This is a genomic window from Leucobacter tardus, assembly GCF_017583045.1.
GTDB lineage: Bacteria > Actinomycetota > Actinomycetes > Actinomycetales > Microbacteriaceae > Leucobacter > Leucobacter tardus.
Map to the genome: position 1 here is coordinate 147162 of NZ_JAGFBF010000004.1, position 21406 is coordinate 168567.

Sequence of the window (21406 nt, forward strand, 5' to 3'; positions counted from 1 at the left end):
CCCGCGACGCACTGATGGCACGCCTTTTTGGCACCGACGGGGTGCGCGGGCTGGCCGGCGTCGATGTGACGGCCGAGCTGGCTCTCGGCCTCGCTCATGCAGCGGCTCTCGTGCTCGGGCGTTCCGCCCGGGCCGAGAGCCGTCGCGCGACCGCCGTGGTGGCGCGAGACCCCCGTGTCTCCGGTGAGTTCATCGCCTCGGCGGTCTCCGCCGGGCTCGCGGCAGCCGGCGTCGATGTGCTCGACGCAGGAGTGATCCCGACTCCCGCAGCCGCCTACCTCGTCGCCGACACCGGCGCCGACTTCGGCGTGATGGTCTCCGCCTCGCACAACCCGGCGCCCGACAACGGCATCAAATTCTTCGCTGCGGGTGGGCGCAAGCTCGCCGACAGTATCGAGGACGAGATCGAGGCGGCCATGGCCGGCCCCATCGTCGCCGTGACCGGTCGCGAGGTCGGCCGGATCCGACGATTCGCCGACGCCGAGGACCGGTACCTCGTGCACCTGCTCGGCACGCTCGAGGGTACGCGGCTCGACGGCATCCACGTCGTGCTCGACTGCGCCCACGGGGCGGCAGCCGGCATTTCGCCCGATGCGTTCGCCGACGCCGGTGCACGTGTCACCGTGATCGGCAACGATCCCGACGGCTTCAACATCAACGACGGCATCGGGTCGACGCACTTGGAGCCGCTCATCGCACGTGTGCGTGAGGTCGGCGCCGACCTCGGTATCGCCCACGACGGCGATGCCGACCGCTGCCTCGCCGTCGACGCAGACGGCACCGTCATCGACGGCGACAAGATCATGGCGATCCTCGCACTGTCGATGGCCGAGCGCGGCAAGCTGCATCAGCACACCCTCGTCGCGACGGTGATGAGCAACCTCGGACTCAAACTGGCCATGGCCGATCGCGGCATCGACGTCGTCGAGACCGGGGTGGGCGACCGCTACGTGCTCGAGGCGATCAACGAGCACGGCTATTCGCTCGGCGGCGAGCAGTCGGGCCACGTCATCATGAGCGATCACGCCACGACGGGCGACGGCATCCTCACCGGACTGCACATCGCCCTGGAGGTCGTGCGCAGCGGAAAGTCGCTCGCCGAGCTCGCCGAGTGCATGCAGGTGTATCCGCAGGTGCTCGTGAATGTGAAGGGCGTCGACCGAGCCGGAGTGCACACCGATGACGTGCTGCAGTCCGCCGTGACCCAGGCGGAGACGGTGCTCGCGGGCAACGGCCGCGTCCTGCTGCGCCCGTCCGGAACCGAACCGGTCGTCCGCGTCATGGTGGAGGCCGCCGAGACCGAACTCGCGCAGCAGCTCGCCGATGATCTTGCCGCGGTGGTGCGCGACCGCCTCGCCGTCTGACGCGGAGCGACGCGCGACGCGACGCGAGGGGTCGCACCGCCTGATTGGGCGGCGTGCGCGCCGCCGAACGCTCACATCTTCCTCAGGAGCACCTTCTGCACGCGGTGGTCGGCTTCCTTTCGGAGGACCAGCGTGGCGCGCGCGCGGGTCGGACGGATGTTCTCGACGAGGTTCGGTTCGTTGATGTTCGTCCAGAACTCGTTGGCGAGCGCGATCGCGGTGTCGTCGTCGAGTCCGGCGAACCGACGGAAGTGGGATGACGGGTTGCTGAAGGCGTGCTCGCGCAGGCGGAGGAAGCGCTCCTGATACCACCGCCGGATATCGGCGGTGCGGGCGTCGACGTATACCGAGAAGTCGAAGAGGTCGCTCACTGCGAGCGGGTGCGCTGTCGACGGCGGCTGCAGCACGTTCAAGCCTTCGATGATCAGGATGTCCGGCCGCTGGACGATCGTCACCTCGCCCGGCACGATGTCGTACGTGAGGTGGTCGTAGTGGGGCGCGCACACCTCGGGGACCCCCGCCTTGACCTGCGACACGAACCGCAGCAGGGAACGCCGGTCGTAGGACTCGGGAAATCCTTTGCGGTGCATGATGCCGCGTCGTTCGAGTTCGGCGTTTGGGAAGAGGAAGCCGTCGGTCGTGACGATCTGCACGTTCGGCGTCTCCGGCCAGCGCGCGAGCAGATCGCGCAGGATGCGCGCGACGGTGGACTTGCCGACCGCCACCGATCCGGCGACGCCGATGACGAACGGGCTCTGGCGCTCGCCGTTCAATCCGAGAAAGCCGCGCGTGCGCTCGTGCATCTCGCGCGCGGCGATGGCGTACTGGTTGATGAGCCGACTGATGGGTCGGTACACGGCGCTCACCTCGGCCATGTCGAGCGGTTCGCCGAGGCCGCGGAACGCGTCGATCTCGACCTCGGTGAGCGGCATGGGCGTCTCGCCCGCGAGCCGGGACCAGGCGTCGCGGCCGATCTCCGTGAACGGCGAGGTGAGGTCGGGCCTGATAAGGGCCTGCGTGTCCGTGGTGCGGTCTGTCATGGTTCACTCATCGTGCCACTAAACTAGAGTCCATGTGTGGAATTGTGGGATATGTCGGCCCGAACGACACGGTCGATGCACTGATCAGCGGCCTGCGCCGCCTGGAGTACCGCGGGTACGACTCCGCCGGAATCGCGGTGTCGACCCCTGAGGGGTCCATCACGACGCGGAAGAAGGCGGGCAAGCTCGCGCGCCTGGAGGAGCTCCTCGAGGTGCAGCCCGTCGAGGCGACGAATACCGGCATCGGGCACACGCGGTGGGCGACCCACGGTGGCCCGACGGACGTCAACGCGCACCCGCACCTGGGTGACGACGGCAAGCTGGCGCTGATCCACAACGGGATCATCGAGAACTTCGCCGCGCTGCGCGAAGAGGCCGAAGCCGCGGGCATCGCGCTCGAGAGCGAGACCGACACCGAGGTCGTCGCGGCGCTCCTCGGGCACCGCGTGGCGCAGGGCGAGGATCTCGAGTCCGCGTTCCGCGGGCTCGTGCCGCGGCTCGAAGGCACCTTCACACTCCTCGCGATGCACCGCGACGAGCCGGGCAAGGTCGTGTCGGCGCGGCACAACTCCCCGCTCGTGGTCGGTATCGGCGAGGGCGAGAACTTCCTCGGATCCGATGTGGCGGCATTCGTCAGTTTCACGCAGCGCGCGGTCGCCGTGGACGAGGACAATATCGCCGTCATCACGCCGGAAGAGGTGCGCATCTCGACGTTCGCCGGCGAACCGGTCGAGTTCGAGGAGTTCGAGGTGGCGTGGGACGCCGAAGCCGCGGACAAGGGCGGGTGGTCCTCCTTCATGGCGAAGGAGATCAACGATCAGCCCGATGCCGTCGCGAACACCATTCGCGGACGCCTGCACGATGGTCAGGTCGAGATCCCCGAGCTCACCGCCCTCGGCGACGAGGTGCTGCGGAATATCGATCGCATCATCATCATCGCCTGCGGGACCGCCTCGTACGCCGGGATGACCGGCACGTACGCGATCGAGCAGTGGGCGCGCGTGCCCGTCGAGGTGCAGCTGAGCCACGAGTTCCGCTACCGCGATCCGGTGCTCACCGATCGCACCCTGCTGATCTCGGTGAGCCAGTCGGGCGAGACGATGGACACGCTCATGGCGGTCAAGTATGCGGTGGAGCGCGGCGTGAAGACCATTTCGGTCTGCAACACGCAGAGCGCGACCATTCCGCGGGAGTCGCACGCGGCCGTGTACACGCACGCCGGCCCCGAGGTCGCCGTCGCATCGACGAAGGCCTACGTGGCTCAGATCACCGCCCTCTACCTCATCGGGCTGCACATCGCTCGGGTGCGCGGGACGATGTCCGCGGAGGAGACGCAGCAGGCTGCGCACCAGCTGGATGAGCTGCCCGAGAAGTTCCGCGAGGCCGTCGCCACGCACGAGCAGGTCGCGCAGCTCGCCCACTGGATGGCGGATACCCGATCGGTGCTTTTCCTCGGCCGTCACGTCGGCTACCCGACGGCGCTCGAGGGCGCGCTGAAGCTGAAGGAGATCGCGTACATCCACGCCGAAGGGTTCGCCGCAGGCGAGCTCAAGCACGGCCCGATCGCGCTGATCGACCACGGCCAGCCGGTGTTCGTGATCGTGCCGAGCCCGCGCACCGCGCCGATCATGCACTCCAAGGTCGTGTCCAACATCCAGGAGATCCGTGCCCGCGGCGCCCGTGTCATCGCGATCGTCGAGGTGGGGGACACCTCGGTGCTGCCGTATGCGGACGACGTGATCCGACTTCCTCTCGCCGACGCGCTGTTCGAGCCGCTGCTGCAGGTCGTCCCGCTGCAGTGGTTCGCCCTCGAGCTGTCGACCGCGAAGGGTCTCGACGTGGATCAGCCGCGAAACCTGGCCAAGTCGGTCACGGTCGAGTAAGCGCGGGCGGCAGCACGGCGATGATTCGCGGGATCGGGGTCGACACGGTCGACATCGAACGGTTCGCGCGCCACCTGGAGTCCGCTCCGGCGCTGCGGGCGCGACTGTTCGCCCCCGCAGAGCGGACGCTCGCCGTCCCGTCGCTGGCCGCGCGCTTCGCGGCGAAAGAGGCGCTCGTCAAGGCGCTGCGCGGTTCCGGCAGCCTCGGGTGGCAGGATCTCGTCATCGAACGCGATGCGGATCGTGCTCCGGCGTTCGCGGCGACACCCGGCCTCGAGCAGGGGCTGCAGGCGCTCGGCATCGGCCGCGTGCACCTGTCGATGACGCACGATGGCGGTTTCGCGACCGCATTCGTCGTGGTCGAGGCTCGTGAGGAAGGAACCGTATGAGTTCGGGCGCGGCGCCCGCCGCTGGAGAGCGCACGCTGCGGATCGCCGATCCCGAGGCGATGCACGACCTCGGCGTGCGTCTCGGTCACGCGCTGCGTGCGGGGGATCTCGTGATCCTCACCGGGCCGCTCGGGGCGGGCAAGACGACGCTCACCCGAGGGATCGGCGAGGGTCTCGGTGTGCGCGGGCCGGTGACGAGTCCGACGTTCGTGCTCGCGCGGACGCACCCGTCGCTCATCGGCGGACCGCCGCTCGTGCATGTCGATGCGTACCGTCTGGCCGATGCGACCGAAGCCGAGGATCTGGACCTCGACTTCGCGGGCTCGGTCGTCGTGGCCGAGTGGGGCGCCGGGCTCATCGCCGCGCGCGCGTCGTGGCTGGAGGTCGTGATCGATCGACCGACGGGCGCGGACGGAGCCGGCGCGGCGGATCGAGCGGCCGGATCGGCACGTGAGCGCATCGACTGGGACGCAGAGCTCGTGGAGCCGCGAACCGTGAGGGTCGTCGCGTACGGCGACCGATGGACGAGTGGAGATCTCCCGCTGTGACCGAGTTGAGAGTGACCGAGACGCATCGCGCCCCCGCCGATTCCCGTGAGGTCGGCGTGCTGCTCTCGATCGACACCGCCATGGGGTCGAGCGTCGCCGTCGGCACTCCCGCACGCATCGTCGAGGTCTCGAGCGACGACCCGAGGCGGCACGCCGAGGTCATCGGCGACCTCATCGCCCGTGCGTACGCCGAGGCCGGCGCGACCCCCGCCGAGACGACGGCGGTCGTCGTGGGCATCGGCCCGGGCCCGTTCACCGGCCTCCGCGTCGGTATCGCGGCCGCCACCGCCTTCGCGACCGGACGGGGCATTCCGCTGCTGCCGGTGCAGGGGCATGAGGGCGTCGCGCTCGCCGTGCTCGAAGCCGGCTCCGTGGCGCAGCCGCGCGTGCTGCAGGATGCGAAGCGGCGCGAACTGTTCGTGACCGCGTACGCGGGCCTCGACGACGCGGGGATTCCGCAGCGACGCCATGATTCGTCGCTGCTGTCGCGCGCATCGCTCATCGATGAACCGGGTGACATCTGGCCGACCGGGATTCCCGCGGGACAGCTCGTTCGGCTCGCGGAACGGCGGCTCGTCTCCGGACGCGCGTTCGCGCCGAACCGTCCGCTCTATCTTCGTCAGCCCGATGTGCAGCAGCCCTCGGCCCCGAAGCGGGTGAGCACGTGAACGGTGCGGCCGGCTCGGACCTCGGTGACGGTGCACTGCGACGCTCGACCGACGCGGACTTCGACGCGATCCACGCCATCGAGCTCGAGACCTTCGGCACCGATGCGTGGAGTGCGGCGACGCTGGCCGACGAGCTGGCGGGTCCGCATCGCATCTATCTCGTGCTCGAGGTCGCGGGGGTCGTGCGCGGATACGGCGGTCTGCTCGCCGTGGGGACGCAGGGCGACATCCAGACGATCGCCGTCGACGGATCGGTGCGCGGTGCCGGATACGGCCGACGCCTCATGGAAGCGATCATCGTCGAGGCGGAGCAGCGCGGCGTCGCAGAACTGTTCCTCGAGGTGCGCGCCGACAACCCCGTGGCGCGCGGACTCTACGCGTCGCTCGGCTTCGCACCGATCGCGGTGCGCCGCGAGTATTATCAGCCGGACGGCGTCGACGCGATCGTGATGCGGCGCGACACAGGAAAGGCATCGGTGGACGGATGACGGCAGACGAGCACATCGCTTCTCGGCCCGAGAACGACGGACCGCTGGTGCTCGGGATCGAGACCAGCTGCGATGAGACGGGCGTCGGCATCGTACGCGGACGCACGCTGCTCGCGAATGCGGTGGCGTCGTCGATGGACGAGCACGCGCGGTTCGGCGGCGTCATTCCCGAGGTCGCCGCGCGCGCCCATGTCGAGGCCATCGCGCCGACCATCGAGCGCGCCGTCGCCGACGCCGGTGTGACGCTCACCGACCTCGACGCGATCGCCGTGACCTCCGGGCCGGGCCTCGCCGGGGCGCTGATGGTCGGTGTCGCTGCGGCGAAGGCGCTGGCGCTCTCCCTCGATGTGCCGCTCTACGCCGTCAATCACCTTGTCGGACATGTGGGCGCCGACGTGCTGCAGGGCAACGGACTGCGAGAGACGCACGGGACGGTCGGAAAGCTCGAACTCCCCACCGTCGCGCTCCTGGTCTCGGGCGGACACACCTCGCTCCTGCTCGTCCGCGACCTCGTGTCCGACGTCGAGATGCTCGGCGAGACGATCGATGACGCGGCGGGGGAGGCGTTCGACAAGGTCGCACGGCTGCTCGGTCTGCCCTACCCCGGCGGCCCCCACATCGATCGCGTCGCTGCGGCGGGCGATCCGCAGGCGATCCGATTCCCGCGCGGGCTCACGCGCCCGAAAGACCTCGAACGTCACCGCTACGACTTCTCGTTCTCCGGGCTCAAGACGTCGGTCGCCCGGTGGGTCGAGCAGCGCGAAGCGGCGGGCGAGAAGATCCCGGTCGCCGATGTGGCCGCGAGTTTCCGCGAAGCCGTCGCCGATGTGCTCACCGCCAAGGCGCTCGCCGCGTGCCGGGACCTCGACGTGCCGCGATTGCTGCTCGGCGGCGGCGTGGCGGCGAATGCGCGCGTCCGGGCGCTCGCCGCTGAGCGCGCGGATGCTGCCGGTGTCGAGCTGCGGGTGCCTCCGCTCGCGCTCTGCACCGACAACGGTGCGATGATCGCCTCGCTCGGCGCGCAGCTGGTGTCCGCGGGAGCAGCGCCCTCGACGCTCGCGTTCGGAGCCGATTCCACGCTCCCGGTCACCACCATCAGAGCTTGACGCGCTCCGCACCGATATCGTAGGAGTATCGGGCCGACACGCTCGGGCCCGGAGCACGCACACCCCCGAACGAGGAGTGAGACATGTCCACGCACACCCCTGATCACGAGCCCGATCTGCCCCGGCAGGGTGACGGCGGTCACAGCGCGAACCCGCAGCCGGACACCGAAACGTCCGCTGGTCAGGCGTCGCCCGTCGCGCCGGCCGCGCACGAGCCATTGGCCCCGCCCGTGCCGCAGGCCGCTCCGGTGCCGCAGGCCGGAGCCGAATCCCTCGGACTGCAGTCCGAGCCCGTCGTGCAGACGCCCGTCGCCCCCGGTGACGCCGGACCGCGCGGGCTGGCCATCGCCGCGCTCGTCCTCGGTATCGCCGGCCTCGTGCTGGTGTGGCTGCCGTTTCTCGCGGTGGTCGCGCTGCCGGCGGCGATCGTGGGGCTGATTCTCGGCATCATCGCGATGCGGAAAGGGCAGCCGAAGGGACTCGCGCTGACGGGAGTGATCCTTTCGGGTGTCGCGATCCTGATCTCGGTCATCTCGGTGGTCGTCGTGCTGATCGGCCTGGCGCTCCTCGGAGGCTCGGGAGCCCTCGCACCCTGAGCTCGGGCTCAGACGGACGGGTCGGCGGCCGGCACGCGCTCCGCGAGGAGTGCCGTGTGCCGGCCGCCGACGCGAGTGAGTACGAGCGTCGCGCGGCGGTCCCCCCGCCGATTCAACCGGGTGCGCAACCCCGCGGGGTCGACGTCGGCTCCGCGCTTCTTGATCTCGAGGCGACCGATGTCGCGTTCCGCGAGTGCGCGGCGGAGATCCTTCTCACGCATCGGCAGTTCTTCGACGATGCGGAAGGTCTGCGCGAACGGCGTGCGCACCAGGCGGTCCGACGCGAGATAGGCGATCCCCGGGCTGATCGTCCCGGCGTCGAGACGCTCGGCCAGGAGGCCGATGAGCCGTGCCCGGATCACCGCCCCGTCGGGTTCGTACAGGTATTCGCCGAGCTCGGCGGACTCCGGATCGGCCGCATCCGCGGCCTCGGTGAGCTCGTGACGCCGCCCGCCGCGCAGGATCAACGCGGCGCGGCGGACGCCCGGTCGCGCGACGGCGCCGAACCAGAGCCCCATTTCGACGACGTCTCCGTCGACGGAGACCCACTGCGCTTCGGCGTTGGCGGGAATGAGTTCGCGATCGAAGCCCGGCCCGAGCTTCACGCCCGTGGGCATGCGCTCGCCGAGCGCGAAGGCGAAATCGAGCGAGGGCGTGTAGTCGTCGACCGACGCGAGTCGGCGCGTGTCCCGCGATCCGGCGGTGCGCCTGGCGGGATCGAGGAACGCGCCGTCGATGCCGGCGAGGTCCAGGGTCGTCGCATCGGCGATCCGCACGTCGCTCGTCGTCTCGGAGTCGTGCCCGCACACGGACGCTACGGCGACCGACACGTTGTGCTCGGTGAAGCGCGCCGTGAACGGATCGATCTCCACCGCGGTCACACCCACGCCGGCTGCGACGAGCGCCAGCGATTCCGCACCGATACCCGCACCGAGATCGGCGACCCGCCGGCACCCCGACGCGCGGAAGCGCGCCGCATGGGTCTCGGCGACGACGTGCCGGGACGCCTGCTCGAGACCCGCCTGCGTGAATAGCAGGGCGCCCGCTGCGTCGCCGAACTTCGTCACCGCGCGTCGCCGCAATTCCGCCTGGGTGAGGATCGCGGCAACCGCGTCGGACGCTACACCCGCCCGACGCAGTGCGGCGCCCGCCTGTGCCGACGATGCGCCGTCGGCGATCGCCCGCTCGGCGTCGGCGAGATGCGTGCGCCCCTCCGGGGTGAAGAGCGCGTCCCATCCGGGAGGCGGATCCGGAGCACCCACAGCGCCGTCGCTCAGAAGGAGTAGGGGTCCGAGTACTGGCCGATGACCGAGCCGAGGCTGGCGATCATCGAGAAGATCACGACGACGTAGAAGATGATGAAGGCGATCCAGAACGCGACCATGGCGTAGCCGACGATGAGACCCGTGAGGGCCAGACCGCGGCCGGCGTCGCCGTTGCGCTTGATCTGACCGAGCGCCAGGTGGCCGAAGACGATCCCGGCGATGGGCTGCATGAACCCGAGGATCACGGCCACGATCGCGAACGTATTCGTGTACGCCATCGTGGTCGGCTGCTGGGCGCGCTGCGTCTGCGGTGACTGCGGAGCCTCCGCGCGGTAGGGCGCCTGGCCCGGGCCGGCGGCCTGACGCGGCGCTTCGCCCCGGTACGGTGCGCCGGCGTCCGGCTGGGGAGCGGGTGCGGCATTCGCTGCGTGACCCGACGGGGGGCCAGGGGGAGTAACGGGGTGCGACATGGTGGTGGCTCCTTTCCGCGACCACACTATCGCAGGCCACCGTCGCCTGCCCGCGCTCAGAATTGGCACTCGCCTTGCACGAGTGCCAACGCACGGCATAGACTTTCGCGTGTGCGATCTCACCCGAGTTCGCTACACATTCTTCGTCCCCGAGTTCACCGAGAAAGAGGTCAACCGTGTCGGTCGCCATCAAGCCGCTCGAAGATCGTATCGTCGTCAAGCAGGTCGAGGCAGAGCAGACCACCGCGTCTGGTCTGGTCATCCCTGACAGCGCCAAGGAGAAGCCGCAGGAGGGCGAGGTCGTCGCTCTCGGTCCGGGTCGCATCGACGACAACGGAAACCGCGTGCCGCTCGACATCTCCGTCGGCGACATCGTCATCTACTCCAAGTTCGGCGGCACCGAGGTGAAGGTCGGCGGAGACGACTACCTCGTCCTCTCCGCTCGCGACGTCCTCGCGGTGGTCACCCGCTAAGCGGAGCAACGAAATTCCCTGCGGGGCCGGCGCATCTGCGTCGGCCCCGCAGTCGGTTCACCGGACAGATCGCACGAGGGGAGACGACCGTGGCACCGGCGCAGCGCACGGCTCCGAGCGGACTCGCTTTCGGCGTGTCCGCGTATCTCCTCTGGGGGATTCTGCCCCTGTACTTCGTCGCGCTCGGCGCGATCGGTCCGTTCGAGATCGTTGCCGGCCGCGTCGTGCTGACGCTGATCTTCTGCGCCGTGGCGGTGACGGTGCTGCGTCAGTGGGGTCCCACCGCCGCGCTCCTCCGCGACCGGGGGGTGCTGCTGCGTCTCGCCGCGGCCGCCGCCGTCATCTACGTGAACTGGCAGGTCTTCGTGGTCGCCTCGACCACCGGTCACATCATCGATGCGTCGCTCGGGTACTTCATCAACCCCGTCGTGACGATCCTGCTGGCGGTGCTGTTCATGCACGAGCGCCTCACTCCGGTGCAGTGGGCGGCGGTCGCTCTCACCGTCGTGGCGTTCGCCATCATCGCGATCGGATACGGCATCTTCCCGTGGACGGGGCTCATCCTGGCGCTCTCGTTCGGGTTCTACGGGTATCTCAAGAGTTCGGTCGGCGATCGGGTGCCAGCGCTCGGCGGGCTGTTCGTCGAATCCCTCGTGCTCACCCCGCTCGCCATCGCGATCCTGAGTCTGCTCGGCATCGTCACGGGCCTCTCGGTCGCGGACGCGGATCCGGTCACGGTCATCCTCTTCGCGGGATCGGGCGCGGTGACCGCGGTTCCGCTGCTCTGCTTCGCAGCTGCGGCGCGTCGGATCCCGCTGTCGGTGCTCGGGTTCCTGCAGTACCTGGCGCCGTCGCTCATGTTCCTGCAGGGCTGGCTCCTGCTCGGTGAAGCGGTGCCGCCCGCTCGCTGGGCGGGGTTCGGTCTCGTCTGGCTCGCGCTCGTGTGCCTGTCGTTCGACACCGTGAGACGGGCGCGTCGCGAGCGTCGCCTGAGGCGGCTCGAGTGAATCGAGCGCACGTCGAGGGAGGTGCCTCTACGATAGAGGGGTCGGTGTTCTCCGGCGTCGTGTCGCAATCAGAAAATCGAGGTCTTCATGGAACAGCGTGATCCGTTCGCACTCACGGGTCTCACCTACGACGATGTGCTGCTCCTTCCGGCGCACACCGACGTCATTCCGAGTGAAGCGGATACGTCGACGCAGTTGACGCGTCGCATCCGCCTCGGGATCCCGCTGATCTCCGCGGCGATGGACACCGTGACGGAGACCCGCATGGCGGTCGCGATGGCGCGCAACGGCGGTCTCGGGATCCTGCACCGGAATCTCTCGATCCAGGATCAGGCCGAGATGGTCGACCGGGTGAAGCGCTCGGAAGCCGGCATGATCACGAATCCGGTGACGACGTCGCTCGATGCGACGGTCGCCGAGGTCGACGCGATCTGCGGCGAGTACCGCGTCAGTGGCCTGCCGGTCGTCGACAAGCAGGGCATGCTGCTCGGCATCATCACCAACCGAGACATGCGCTTCATCGACCCGAAGCAGCGCGCTCGGGTGCTCGTGCGCGACGCCATGACGCCGATGCCGCTCATCACCGGGAGCCCCGGCATCGCCCGCGCGGACGCCGAAGACATCTTCCGACAGCACAAGATCGAGAAGCTGCCGCTCGTGGACGACAGCGGCAAGCTGACCGGACTGATCACGGTCAAGGACTTCGACAAGGAGGAGGAGTACCCGAACGCGACGAAGGACGACGCGGGTCGCCTCCGCGTCGGTGCGGCGGTCGGGTTCTTCGGTGACGCCTGGCAGCGCGCGACCGCGCTCGTCGAAGCCGGCGTCGACGTGCTCGTGGTGGACACTGCGAACGGCGACAGCCGCGGCGTGCTCGACATCATCTCCCGGATCAAGAACGATCCCGCCTTCGACGGCGTCGATGTGATCGGCGGCAACGTCGCGACCTACGCCGGTGCCCGTGCGATCGTGGAGGCCGGAGCCGACGCGATCAAGGTCGGTGTGGGGCCGGGGTCGATCTGCACGACCCGCGTCATCGCCGGCGTCGGCGTGCCGCAGGTCACCGCGGTCTACGAAGCGGCGAAGGCGGCCACGCCGGCGGGTATTCCCGTCATCGCCGATGGCGGCCTGCAGTACTCGGGCGACATCGCCAAGGCGCTCGTCGCCGGCGCGTCGTCGGTGATGATGGGCTCGTTGCTCGCGGGTACCGATGAGAGCCCGGGCGAACTCGTGTTCGTGGGCGGCAAGCAGTTCAAGAACTACCGCGGCATGGGATCGCTCGGCGCGCTGCAGACGCGCGGAGAGCGCACCTCGTACTCGAAGGATCGGTACTTCCAGGCTGACGTTCCGAACGACGAGAAGCTCATTCCCGAGGGCATCGAGGGCCAGGTCGCCTACCGCGGCCCCCTGGGCTCGGTGGCGCATCAGATGATCGGCGGGCTGCGGCAGTCGATGTTCTACGTCGGCGCGCGCACCGTGACCGAACTCAAGGAGCGCGGCGAGTTCGTGCGGATCACGGCGGCGGGGCTGAAGGAGTCCCACCCCCATGACGTGCAAATGGTCGTCGAGTCGCCCAACTACAAGCGATAGGGAATCCCGGTGAGTACAGAGATCGAGATCGGCAGAGCCAAGCGCGCCCGCCGCGTCTACACCTTCGACGAGATCGGCATCGTGCCGACGCGGCGCACGCGCGACCCCGAGCTCGTCTCGACCGCGTGGACGATCGACGCCTTCCACTTCGAGATTCCCGTGATCGGCGCGCCGATGGACTCCGTGATGTCGCCTGCCGCGGCGATCGAGCTCGGCAGGCTCGGCGGGTTGGGCGTGCTGAACCTCGAGGGGCTGTGGACGCGTCACGACGATCCGGACACGCTGCTCGGCGAGCTCGCCGGCATCACCGACGCCATCGAGGCCGTGCGCCGCATGCGCGAGCTCTATGCCGCGCCGATCCGGCCTGAGCTCATCCGCGCGCGCCTCGGCGAGATCCGCGAGGCCGGTGTCACGGTCGCCGGAGCGCTCTCGCCGCACCGCACTGCGGAGTTCTGGGAGACCGTGGTGGGTGCCGGTGTGGATCTCTTCGTCATCAGGGGCAACACGGTGTCGGCCGAGCACGTCTCCGTCGAGGGTCGTGAACCGCTGAACCTCAAGCAGTTCATCTACGAACTGGACGTCCCCGTCATCGTGGGCGGCGTCGCGACCTACCAGTCCGCACTGCACCTCATGCGCACGGGCGCAGCGGGGGTGCTCGTCGGGTTCGGCGGCGGCGCCTCGTCGACGACGCGCGCCACGCTCGGGATCCGCGCGCCCATGGCATCGGCGATCGCCGATGTGGCGGGTGCGCGCACCGACTACCTCGACGAGTCGGGCGGCCGGTACGTGCACGTCATCGCCGACGGAGGCCTCGGCACGTCCGGTGACCTCATCAAGGCCGTCGCCTGCGGCGCCGACGCCGTCATGCTCGGAACGGCCCTGGCGCGTGCGACCGACGCCCCCGGTCGAGGATGGCACTGGGGTCAGGAAGCCCACCACGAGGATCTGCCTCGCGGCAAACGGGTCCGGGCCGACCGGGTCGCTCCGCTTGCGGAGATCATCGCCGGCCCCGCCAATGTGGCCGACGGGACCGCGAATCTCATCGGTTCGCTCAGGCGCGCCATGGCGACCACCGGCTACTCGGATCTCAAGGAGTTCCAGCGGGTCGACGTCGTGCACGCCGAGCGCTAGCGGCGTGCGCAAGAACCGGGAAGGCGTATGACGGGACGGCAGGGGCCGCAGTACACGGGGGAGCCCACGCTCGCCCAGATCATGCGACGGCCGGTGTGGATCCTCGCGCTGCTCTTCGCGCTCGCGGTCGCGGGTGCTTTTGCCTGGCTCGGGCAGTGGCAGCTCTCGCACGCCATCCAGGAGGACACCCAGCAGGGGACCGATTTCGAGGACCCCCGTCCGCTCGCCGAGCTGAACCCGCCCGGCGAACCCGTGACAGACGCTTCGGCCGGCCATATCGTGACGGTGGGTGGTACGTGGGTGGCGGAGGACTTCGCCGTCGTGACCGAACGCGCGAACGACGGCGAGACGGGTGCCTGGGTCATCGGTCATCTCGTGGCTCCGGCCGGCGACGCGACCGGGCACCTCGCCGTCGCGGTCGGGTGGGCCCCCACCGAGACCGAGGCCGAGCAGGCGCGCGACGAGATCGCCGATGCGCTGGGAGGCGCGTCCGAGGAGGCCGCGGTACTCGGCCGGTACATGCCGTCCGAGGGCGTGAGCGTGCCCGCACCCGATGCCGATCCGTTCGCGCTCGAGACGATGGCTCCCGCTCAGCTCGCGAACATCTGGTCCGGAATCGAGGACCCGGTCTGGTCGGGCTTCCTCGTCTTGCACGCGGACGGCTCGAGCGCACCGTTCGACGAGGCCGGACTCGCCGCCCAGGGCCTCGATCGGATCGATTCGGTTCCGCCGATCCCGCAGGAGCGCGTGAACTGGCTGAACGTCTTCTACGCCGTGGAGTGGGTCGTGTTCGCCGGCTTCGCTGTGTACTTCTGGTTCCGCCTCACTCGCGACGCTTGGGAGAAGGAGCACGAGCTCGCCGCGCTGACCGCCGAGGCCGAGGCCGAGGCCGCAGCCGCCGGCGACGTCATCACCCCCACCCGAGACACGTAGAATGGAAGCCATGCAACTGCAGCCCAGGACCTCCGACATCCCGCGTATCCGCAGGGCGCTGAAGATCTACAAGGTCGCATCGATCATCACCGGAACCATGCTGCTCCTGCTGCTCGCCGAGATGATTCTGAAGTACTCGCCGACGCACGTCGAACTCTTCGCGGGCGGCGGCCAGTTCCTGCACTTCGCGCCGGTCGTGGTCGGGGAGGGATGCCAGTGGTATTCGCTCTTCAACCCGGCTCAAGAGATCTGCGAGCTCTCCTCGACCGGAGACGGGCTGAACATCTCGCTGCTCATCCTGATCGTGCACGGCTGGCTCTACGTCGCCTACCTCGTCGCGTGCTTCCTGGTGTGGAGCCCGATGCGGTGGCACTTCGGCCGGTTCCTGCTGCTCGCGCTCGGCGGCGTGATCCCGTTCATGTCGTTCATCCTCGAGGTGCGCGTCGCCCGCGAGGTCACCCGCTTCCTCGACTCACACCCCGCCGCCGCGGATCCCGCGGCGCTCTCCACGGAAGGCACCCGATGACGGACCAGACCCTGACGCGCCCCGTGCTCGTCGTCGATTTCGGCGCGCAGTACGCCCAGCTCATCGCGCGACGCGTGCGCGAAGCCGGGGTATTCTCAGAGCTCGTGCCGCACACCATCACGGCTGCCGAGGTGACGGAGCGCGATCCGCTCGGCATCGTGCTCTCAGGCGGGCCGTCCTCGGTCTACGAGGAGGGCGCTCCGCAGTTCGATCCCGCCATCTTCGAGCTCGGGGTGCCCGTGCTCGGCATCTGCTACGGCTTCCAGGTCATGGCGCGCACGCTCGGCGGTACCGTCGCCCACACGGGCGACCGCGAGTACGGTGCCACCGATGCGTCGGTCGTCGGAGACGGCGGACCGCTGCTCGGCGGGCAGCCCGCTGAGCAGAACGTGTGGATGAGCCACGGCGATGCGGTGCAGGAGGCACCCGACGGTTTCGAGGTCTTCGCCCGCACCGCCGTCACGCCGGTCGCCGCGTTCGGGTCCGCAGCGCGCAAACTCTACGGCGTGCAGTGGCACCCCGAGGTGCGTCACTCCGATCACGGACAGCAGATTCTCGAGAACTTCCTGCACACGATCGCTGAGATCCCCTCCGACTGGACACCGGGCAACGTCATCGCCGATCAGATCGCGCGCATTCGCGAGCAGGTCGGATCCGCGAGGGTCATCTCGGCGCTCTCAGGCGGCGTCGACTCGGCGGTCTCGACCGCGTTGGTCCAGGAGGCGATCGGCGACCAGCTCACCGCCGTGTTCGTCGACCACGGGCTGCTGCGGCAGGGTGAGCGCGCGCAGGTCGAGCAGGACTACGTCGCCTCGACCGGCGTCAACCTCGTCACCGTCGAGGCGGCGGACACGTTCCTCGGGCATCTCGCCGGCGTGACCGACCCTGAGGAGAAGCGGAAGATCATCGGCCGCGAGTTCATCCGCTCGTTCGAGGGCGTGCAGCGCCAGCTCGTCGAGGAGGCCAAGGCCGAGGGGGAGCCCATCAAGTTCCTCGTCCAGGGCACGCTCTACCCCGACGTCGTCGAATCGGGCGGCGGATCAGGATCGGCGAACATCAAGAGCCACCACAATGTCGGCGGCCTGCCCGACGACATGACCTTCGAGCTCATCGAGCCGCTGCGCGACCTCTTCAAGGACGAGGTGCGGGCCATCGGCCGCGAGCTCGGTCTGCCCGAGGCCATCGTCGGACGCCAGCCCTTCCCCGGCCCGGGTCTCGGCATCCGCATCGTCGGCGAAGTCACGCGCGACCGGCTCGAGACGCTCCGCGCCGCGGACGCGATCGCGCGCGCCGAGCTGACGGCAGCCGGTCTGGACGCGGAGATCTGGCAGTGCCCCGTCGTGCTGCTCGCCGATGTGCGCTCGGTCGGGGTGCAGGGCGACGGGCGCACCTACGGTCATCCGATCGTGCTGCGTCCCGTGTCCTCCGAGGACGCGATGACGGCCGACTGGACCCGGGTGCCCTACGACGTACTGGCTCGCATCTCGAACAAGATCACCAACCAGGTGCCCGAGGTGAACCGCGTCGTGCTCGACGTCACCTCGAAGCCCCCGGGCACCATCGAGTGGGAGTGATCGCCGACGACGTCTCGGCGTGACTGCGGCCCGGGTCCCGAGCGGGGCCCGGGCCGCAGTTGCACAAAGGGCCCTTCCCGCACGGGAAGGGCCCTTTGTGTCTGAGGTGAGCGCTCGTGACTAGTCGCCGCGCAGGATCGCGAGGATGCGCAGGATCTCGAGGTACAGCCATACGAGGGTGACCGTGATGCCGAACGCCGCGGTCCAGCCCCACTTCTCAGGAACGCGGTTCTGTACGCCGTTCTGCACGAACTCGAAGTCCATCACGAGGGAGTATGCGGCGAGCAGGACGGCGAGCACGCCGATGATGACGCCGAGCGGGATGCCCATGATCGTGATGCTGCGTGCACCGAACATGCCCTCGGTCGTACCGGTGAGCATGAGCACGACGTTCACGACGGAGAACGCGAGGTAGCCGAGCATGGCGACGAGGAAGATCTTGGTCGCCTTCGGGCTGGTGCGCACCTTGCCGCTGCGGAAGAGCAGCAGCGTCACGGCAAACACCGCGAGCGTGCCGATGACGGCCTGCGACACGATGCCGGGGAACATGCCCTCGAGCATGCCGGAAATGCCGCCGAGGAACAGGCCCTGCGCAGCCGCGTAGGCCACGATGAGGCCGGGGCTCGGCTCCTTCTTGAAGGCATTGACGAGTCCGAGCACGAGCCCGGCGATCGCGCCGGGGATCATGAGGATCGGCACGAACCATCCGACTGCGGCGCCAGCGACGACCAGGACGAAGAGCATCACGATCTTGTTGATCGTGTTCTCGTAGGTCATCGGTTTGTCTGAGGGCGCGTCGATCGGCGGCCGCTGAGCCGTCGTCTCGGGGGTGTCGACGCCGGGTCGCTGCGTCTGCGCAGCGGGCTGATCGTAGATGCGGCGCAGCTCCTCAGCGGAGAGCGATTTGCCGTTCAGGGCCGGGTTGTTGTTCAGGGCCGGGTTGCTCATGCGTCTGGATCCTTTGATTCGGGTCTCGGACAGGTGATTCCACACTATCGGCGCACGGTCACGTCTGGCTGAGGATTCCGCGCCAATTCGGGCGTGTTCACTGTGGGCTGAGGGGTGCGTCTCCTCTACGGGTGAGACGACCTGCGTACAGTGGGGCCATGACTCCTCTCGTCATCGGTCACCGTGGAGCCTCCGGTTATCGTCCCGAGCACACGGCGTCGGCGTATCGGCTGGCGATCGCGCAGGGCGCGGATGCGGTCGAGCCGGACGTCGTGCTCAGTCGCGACGGCGCGCTCGTCATCAGGCATGAGAATGAGATCGCAACGACCACCGATGTGGCCGAGCACCCCGAGTTCGCGGACCGTCGGACGACCCGCGTCGTGGATGGGGTGGAGCGCACCGGCTGGTTCACCGAAGATTTCGACTGGCATGAGCTCGCGACGCTCAGGTGCCGGGAGCGGTTGCCCGATATCCGGCCGGCCAACGCGGGCTTCGACGGCAGTGAGCCGATCCTGCGCCTGAGCGATGTGCTCGCCATCGCGCTCGAGGCCGATCGCGACGTCTCGGTCGTCATCGAAGTGAAGCACGCGCAGTACTTCGAGGATCGCGGCTTCGCGGTCGCGGCGCTCGTGCTGGCGGAGCTCGAGCGGTCGGGGTGGGGTGCGCGTCAGGCGCAGGTGCTCTTCGAGTGCTTCGAACTCGCCGTTCTCGACGCCCTCACGCCGTTCGGTGCGCCGGTCGTGTTTCTGACGGAGACGCGCGGGGCGCCGGCCGATGAGGTCGCGTCGATGGGGGATCGGGCGCGCCCGTTCTCCTGGTTCCGCACCGATTCGGGCCTCGACGCGCTCGCGGGGCGCGTCGATGGCATCAGTGTCGCGAAGCGCGATCTCCTTACCGTCGACACCATCGGTCGCGCCACCGGTACGGCAGACCTCGTGGCCCGAGCGCATGCGCGCGGCCTCCTGGCCTTCACCTGGACGCTCCGACCGGAGAACCGTTTTCTCAATCCGAGGTTCCGCTCGGCGGGCGGACCCGCCGAGTGGGGTGAGTGGGAGGCGGAGTACCGTGCGATCCTCGCCACCGGCGTCGACGGGGTGTTCGTCGACCACCCGGACCGTTACCTCGCGGTGCTCCGCGACGCCGCGTGACGGGCCGCGGAGCACCGGCCTGGCATCACACCGCGGAGTCGAGGCCGCGGGTCTTCAGGAGCTCGCGCTGGTTCGGATTCACCGAGGGGCGGAACGGCACCTCGACGACCGTCGCGCGGACGGGCTCGCCCGGCGTCTCGGCGTACTGCTCGGGGAGGTGCACCCACATCTCCGTACCGATCGCCGAGAGCTGCAGCGGCACGTGGGCGAGGGCGATGTTCGTCTCCAGCTCGGGGGAGAACCAGGGCGAGGTGACGTAGCCGACCGCTTCGCCGTCCTGCTGCTCGCTGATGAGCCAGAAATCGGGAGCGTAGTCGTCGATCGGCCTGCCGCCGACCGCGAGGCCGACGAGCTGCGTGCGGTACGGCTCTTCACCGGCCTCCAGTTGCGCTCTGACTTCGTCGAGTCGCGCCTTGCCGATGTAGTCCGCCTCCTTCTTCCGCGGGACCTGGTAGCCGAGATTCACCTGGAAGGGGAGTGTCTCGAAGTCCATGTCCTGGCCCCAGGAGAGGATGCCCGCGGCGATGCGGCGGTGGTGCGCCGGGGCCACGACGCGGAGGCGGTGACGCTCGCCCGCGGCGACGATGACCTGCCAGAGATCCTCGGCGAACCGGGTCGCATCGATGAGATACACCTCGTACCCCTTCTCGCCGGTGAAACCGGTCTGCGAGATGATGACGTCGCGGCCCCCGATCTGGGTCGCGTGGAGGCCGTAGCTCGGGATTTCCCGTGCGACGGACCCGATGAGATCCTCCAGGAGGTCGACGGACTTCGGTCCCTGGATCTGGACGGGAGCGACGTCGATCTCGGCGATCGCGACATCGAAGCGTCGACCCACGTTCACTCCCTGCAGCCAGAGCATGAGATCGGTGTCCGACAGACTGAACCAGAACTCGTCCTCCGCCACGCGGAGCAGGACCGGATCATTCAGGATCCCGCCCTCCTCGTTGCAGAGGATCACGTAGCGCGCGCGCATCACCGGAATCTTCGTCGCATCGCGCGTGATGACGTAGTTCACGAACGCCTCCGCATCTGGACCCTTCACCTGGATCTGGCGCTCGACGGCGACGTTCCACAGCGTGACGTCGTTCACGAGCGACTGATACTCCGTCGTCATGCCGCCGTCTTCGCGTGAAACGTACCCGCGCGGGTGGTACATCCGGTTGTAGATGGACGCCCGCCAGCATCCATGCTCCATGGAGAGCTCCCAGTAGGGGGACTTCCTGACACGGGTGTCGATCAACATTTCAACGGGGGTGGGGCCTGACTGGCGCAGGTTGATCGGGACGCGTCGGTCGCTCTGATCAACGGACGGGACGTTGTAGCTCATGGGTCCTCCTGTCACATCATTGTGGTCCCATATTGTGAAACACACGTTCCACCTCTCCGGGATGGCGCCAGTGTAGGCACGCCCGCTCGGGCCGTGCAAGGGGGTGTCGCGACGCGGTTCAGTGCTCGAGCGACAGCGGCGGCGCCTGACGCTGCAGCGAGCGCGACAGCGTCTCGGCCTCGCGAACGAGCAGCGCGCCCAGACGGGCGTGATCGGGCTCGAGCCGGAGCGTCGGACCCGAGATGCCCACGGCAGCGATAATGGTGCCGCCCGGTCCGAACACCGGCGACGCGAGTGCGTCGAGACCGTCCTCGAGCTCGTCGTGCGCGACCGCGAAACCGGCCTCCCTGATCGTCTCCAGATCGGCGAGCAGTGCCGAGCGGCTCGTGAGCGTGCGGCTGGCCCGACGCTCCAGACGCCCGGTCGGCAACGGGATGGCATCGTACGCGTACAGCACCTTGCCGAGCGCCGAGCAGTGCGGCGGCACCTCGATATCGACCCAGTTGCCCGAACCGAGCAGATAGGTGGAGTCGACCTGCGCGACCTGCACGACCTTTCCGCCGCTCGGCACGGCGAGATGGCTCGCCTCACCCGTCTCCTCGCTCAGACGCTGCAGCGTGGACCCGGCCACGGCTGAGAGCGACTCCTCCCGGTCGAAACGCGCAGCGAACTGCGTGAACATCGCGCCGCCGCGGTACTTCCCGTCCGCATCGCGATCCAGCAACGCATTGTGCTCGAGCGCCTGCAGCAGACGCGACGCAGTGGAGCGCGAGAGACCCGTCTGCTCGACGACTGCGGTGAAAGAGATGGGGTCGTCCGCACCGAGCACGCAGGAGAGCACCTGGGCAGCCCGGTCGATCACCTGCGCACCGCGGGGGCTGCGAGACGCGCGCGGGTCGCTGGCCACTCCGAGCTCCTCTCGTCCGCGG

At 68.9% G+C, this 21406-nt stretch carries 22 protein-coding genes; 16 read left to right on the forward strand and 6 right to left on the reverse strand.

The features are described 5' to 3' along the window. The first annotated feature begins 14 nt into the window (after positions 1 to 14). Positions 15 to 1364 carry a phosphoglucosamine mutase gene (gene glmM / locus J4H85_RS06270; protein ID WP_208237942.1) on the forward strand — a complete coding sequence of 450 codons (1350 nt, stop codon included), beginning with the start codon at positions 15 to 17 and terminating at the stop codon, positions 1362 to 1364. A 71-nt stretch (positions 1365 to 1435) separates the two neighbouring features. Here glmM and coaA read toward each other — a convergent pair whose 3' ends face one another. Beyond that, on the reverse strand, positions 1436 to 2404 hold the full coding sequence (gene coaA, locus J4H85_RS06275; protein WP_208237944.1) for a type I pantothenate kinase: 969 nt from the start codon (positions 2402 to 2404) through the stop codon (positions 1436 to 1438). 32 nt (positions 2405 to 2436) lie between these two features. On the opposite strand from coaA, the gene glmS reads away from it, so the two are divergent. The 7 genes from glmS (at position 2437) to J4H85_RS06310 (ending at position 8082) form a co-directional block, all read left to right on the forward strand. Beyond that, positions 2437 to 4287, forward strand: coding sequence for a glutamine--fructose-6-phosphate transaminase (isomerizing) (gene glmS / locus J4H85_RS06280; RefSeq protein ID WP_208237946.1), 1851 nt, complete (start codon positions 2437 to 2439; stop codon positions 4285 to 4287). 20 nt (positions 4288 to 4307) lie between these two features. Then, positions 4308 to 4676, forward strand: coding sequence for a holo-ACP synthase (locus tag J4H85_RS06285; RefSeq protein ID WP_208237949.1), 369 nt, complete (start codon positions 4308 to 4310; stop codon positions 4674 to 4676). Next, positions 4673 to 5224, forward strand: coding sequence for a tRNA (adenosine(37)-N6)-threonylcarbamoyltransferase complex ATPase subunit type 1 TsaE (tsaE, locus tag J4H85_RS06290; RefSeq protein WP_208237951.1), 552 nt, complete (start codon positions 4673 to 4675; stop codon positions 5222 to 5224). The genes J4H85_RS06285 and tsaE overlap by 4 nt, the downstream gene beginning before the upstream one ends. Further along, positions 5221 to 5892, forward strand: a complete 672-nt coding sequence (gene tsaB, locus J4H85_RS06295) for a tRNA (adenosine(37)-N6)-threonylcarbamoyltransferase complex dimerization subunit type 1 TsaB (protein ID WP_307863462.1) — start codon at positions 5221 to 5223, stop codon at positions 5890 to 5892. Before tsaE ends, tsaB begins: the two co-directional genes overlap by 4 nt. Next, positions 5889 to 6380 (forward strand): ribosomal protein S18-alanine N-acetyltransferase, encoded by a 492-nt coding sequence (rimI, locus tag J4H85_RS06300; RefSeq protein ID WP_208237955.1) that lies wholly within the window; start codon positions 5889 to 5891, stop codon positions 6378 to 6380. Before tsaB ends, rimI begins: the two co-directional genes overlap by 4 nt. Next, on the forward strand, positions 6377 to 7486 hold the full coding sequence (tsaD, locus tag J4H85_RS06305; RefSeq protein WP_208237957.1) for a tRNA (adenosine(37)-N6)-threonylcarbamoyltransferase complex transferase subunit TsaD: 1110 nt from the start codon (positions 6377 to 6379) through the stop codon (positions 7484 to 7486). Before rimI ends, tsaD begins: the two co-directional genes overlap by 4 nt. Before the next feature lie 83 nt (positions 7487 to 7569). Continuing rightward, positions 7570 to 8082: a DUF4190 domain-containing protein gene (locus J4H85_RS06310; protein ID WP_208237958.1), complete on the forward strand. Its 513-nt coding sequence runs from the start codon at positions 7570 to 7572 to the stop codon at positions 8080 to 8082. An 8-nt stretch (positions 8083 to 8090) separates the two neighbouring features. Here J4H85_RS06310 and J4H85_RS14250 read toward each other — a convergent pair whose 3' ends face one another. Beyond that, entirely contained in the window at positions 8091 to 9344 is a 1254-nt protein-coding gene (locus J4H85_RS14250) for a THUMP-like domain-containing protein (RefSeq protein ID WP_208237959.1), read from the reverse strand. An 11-nt stretch (positions 9345 to 9355) separates the two neighbouring features. After that, a complete protein-coding gene (locus tag J4H85_RS06320; protein WP_208237960.1) occupies positions 9356 to 9817 on the reverse strand; it encodes a DUF4190 domain-containing protein in 462 nt (153 codons plus the stop codon). Positions 9818 to 9993: 176 nt separating this feature from the next. Between J4H85_RS06320 and groES the strand changes: the two genes are divergently transcribed. The 7 genes from groES to guaA all read left to right on the forward strand — a co-directional run bounded on the left by groES (position 9994) and on the right by guaA (position 17051). Further along, complete coding sequence (gene groES / locus J4H85_RS06325; RefSeq protein WP_208237961.1) at positions 9994 to 10290, forward strand: co-chaperone GroES; 297 nt, start codon at positions 9994 to 9996, stop codon at positions 10288 to 10290. Between the two features lie 89 nt (positions 10291 to 10379). Then, positions 10380 to 11297 (forward strand): EamA family transporter RarD, encoded by a 918-nt coding sequence (gene rarD / locus J4H85_RS06330; RefSeq protein ID WP_208237962.1) that lies wholly within the window; start codon positions 10380 to 10382, stop codon positions 11295 to 11297. A gap of 87 nt (positions 11298 to 11384) precedes the next feature. Further along, positions 11385 to 12887 (forward strand): IMP dehydrogenase, encoded by a 1503-nt coding sequence (gene guaB, locus J4H85_RS06335; protein WP_208237964.1) that lies wholly within the window; start codon positions 11385 to 11387, stop codon positions 12885 to 12887. Positions 12888 to 12896: 9 nt separating this feature from the next. Further along, entirely contained in the window at positions 12897 to 14018 is a 1122-nt protein-coding gene (locus J4H85_RS06340; protein ID WP_208237967.1) for a GuaB3 family IMP dehydrogenase-related protein, read from the forward strand. A gap of 27 nt (positions 14019 to 14045) precedes the next feature. Next, on the forward strand, positions 14046 to 14951 hold the full coding sequence (locus J4H85_RS06345; protein ID WP_243893509.1) for an SURF1 family cytochrome oxidase biogenesis protein: 906 nt from the start codon (positions 14046 to 14048) through the stop codon (positions 14949 to 14951). 10 nt (positions 14952 to 14961) lie between these two features. Further along, a complete protein-coding gene (locus J4H85_RS06350; RefSeq protein ID WP_208237969.1) occupies positions 14962 to 15477 on the forward strand; it encodes a DUF3817 domain-containing protein in 516 nt (171 codons plus the stop codon). After that, positions 15474 to 17051, forward strand: a complete 1578-nt coding sequence (gene guaA / locus J4H85_RS06355; RefSeq protein ID WP_208237971.1) for a glutamine-hydrolyzing GMP synthase — start codon at positions 15474 to 15476, stop codon at positions 17049 to 17051. The genes J4H85_RS06350 and guaA overlap by 4 nt, the downstream gene beginning before the upstream one ends. Before the next feature lie 120 nt (positions 17052 to 17171). On the opposite strand, the gene J4H85_RS06360 is transcribed toward guaA, so the two are convergent. Beyond that, positions 17172 to 17999: a Bax inhibitor-1/YccA family protein gene (locus J4H85_RS06360; RefSeq protein WP_208237973.1), complete on the reverse strand. Its 828-nt coding sequence runs from the start codon at positions 17997 to 17999 to the stop codon at positions 17172 to 17174. A 158-nt stretch (positions 18000 to 18157) separates the two neighbouring features. On the opposite strand from J4H85_RS06360, the gene J4H85_RS06365 reads away from it, so the two are divergent. Continuing rightward, positions 18158 to 19147, forward strand: a complete 990-nt coding sequence (locus tag J4H85_RS06365; protein ID WP_208237975.1) for a glycerophosphodiester phosphodiesterase family protein — start codon at positions 18158 to 18160, stop codon at positions 19145 to 19147. Positions 19148 to 19172: 25 nt separating this feature from the next. Here the strand turns inward: J4H85_RS06365 and J4H85_RS06370 are convergent, their stop codons facing one another. Both J4H85_RS06370 and J4H85_RS06375 read right to left on the reverse strand, forming a co-directional pair. Continuing rightward, the gene (locus tag J4H85_RS06370) at positions 19173 to 20477 is read right to left on the reverse strand and encodes a glycine cleavage T C-terminal barrel domain-containing protein (protein WP_208237977.1); all 1305 of its coding nucleotides are present in this window, start codon (positions 20475 to 20477) and stop codon (positions 19173 to 19175) included. 118 nt (positions 20478 to 20595) lie between these two features. Further along, entirely contained in the window at positions 20596 to 21384 is a 789-nt protein-coding gene (locus J4H85_RS06375) for an IclR family transcriptional regulator (protein ID WP_208237979.1), read from the reverse strand. Positions 21385 to 21406: the final 22 nt, after the last annotated feature.

Bases quoted from the DNA above. Each gene is read 5' to 3' on its own strand.
- glmM (WP_208237942.1), top strand. From the start codon at position 15: ATGGCACGCCTTTTTGGCACCGACGGGGTGCGCGGGCTGGCCGGCGTC.
- coaA (WP_208237944.1), bottom strand. From the start codon at position 2,404: ATGACAGACCGCACCACGGACACGCAGGCCCTTATCAGGCCCGACCTC.
- glmS (WP_208237946.1), top strand. From the start codon at position 2,437: ATGTGTGGAATTGTGGGATATGTCGGCCCGAACGACACGGTCGATGCA.
- J4H85_RS06285 (WP_208237949.1), top strand. From the start codon at position 4,308: ATGATTCGCGGGATCGGGGTCGACACGGTCGACATCGAACGGTTCGCG.
- tsaE (WP_208237951.1), top strand. From the start codon at position 4,673: ATGAGTTCGGGCGCGGCGCCCGCCGCTGGAGAGCGCACGCTGCGGATC.
- tsaD (WP_208237957.1), top strand. From the start codon at position 6,377: ATGACGGCAGACGAGCACATCGCTTCTCGGCCCGAGAACGACGGACCG.
- J4H85_RS06310 (WP_208237958.1), top strand. From the start codon at position 7,570: ATGTCCACGCACACCCCTGATCACGAGCCCGATCTGCCCCGGCAGGGT.
- J4H85_RS06320 (WP_208237960.1), bottom strand. From the start codon at position 9,817: ATGTCGCACCCCGTTACTCCCCCTGGCCCCCCGTCGGGTCACGCAGCG.
- guaB (WP_208237964.1), top strand. From the start codon at position 11,385: ATGGAACAGCGTGATCCGTTCGCACTCACGGGTCTCACCTACGACGAT.
- J4H85_RS06345 (WP_243893509.1), top strand. From the start codon at position 14,046: ATGACGGGACGGCAGGGGCCGCAGTACACGGGGGAGCCCACGCTCGCC.
- J4H85_RS06350 (WP_208237969.1), top strand. From the start codon at position 14,962: ATGCAACTGCAGCCCAGGACCTCCGACATCCCGCGTATCCGCAGGGCG.
- guaA (WP_208237971.1), top strand. From the start codon at position 15,474: ATGACGGACCAGACCCTGACGCGCCCCGTGCTCGTCGTCGATTTCGGC.
- J4H85_RS06360 (WP_208237973.1), bottom strand. From the start codon at position 17,999: ATGAGCAACCCGGCCCTGAACAACAACCCGGCCCTGAACGGCAAATCG.
- J4H85_RS06365 (WP_208237975.1), top strand. From the start codon at position 18,158: ATGACTCCTCTCGTCATCGGTCACCGTGGAGCCTCCGGTTATCGTCCC.
- J4H85_RS06370 (WP_208237977.1), bottom strand. From the start codon at position 20,477: ATGAGCTACAACGTCCCGTCCGTTGATCAGAGCGACCGACGCGTCCCG.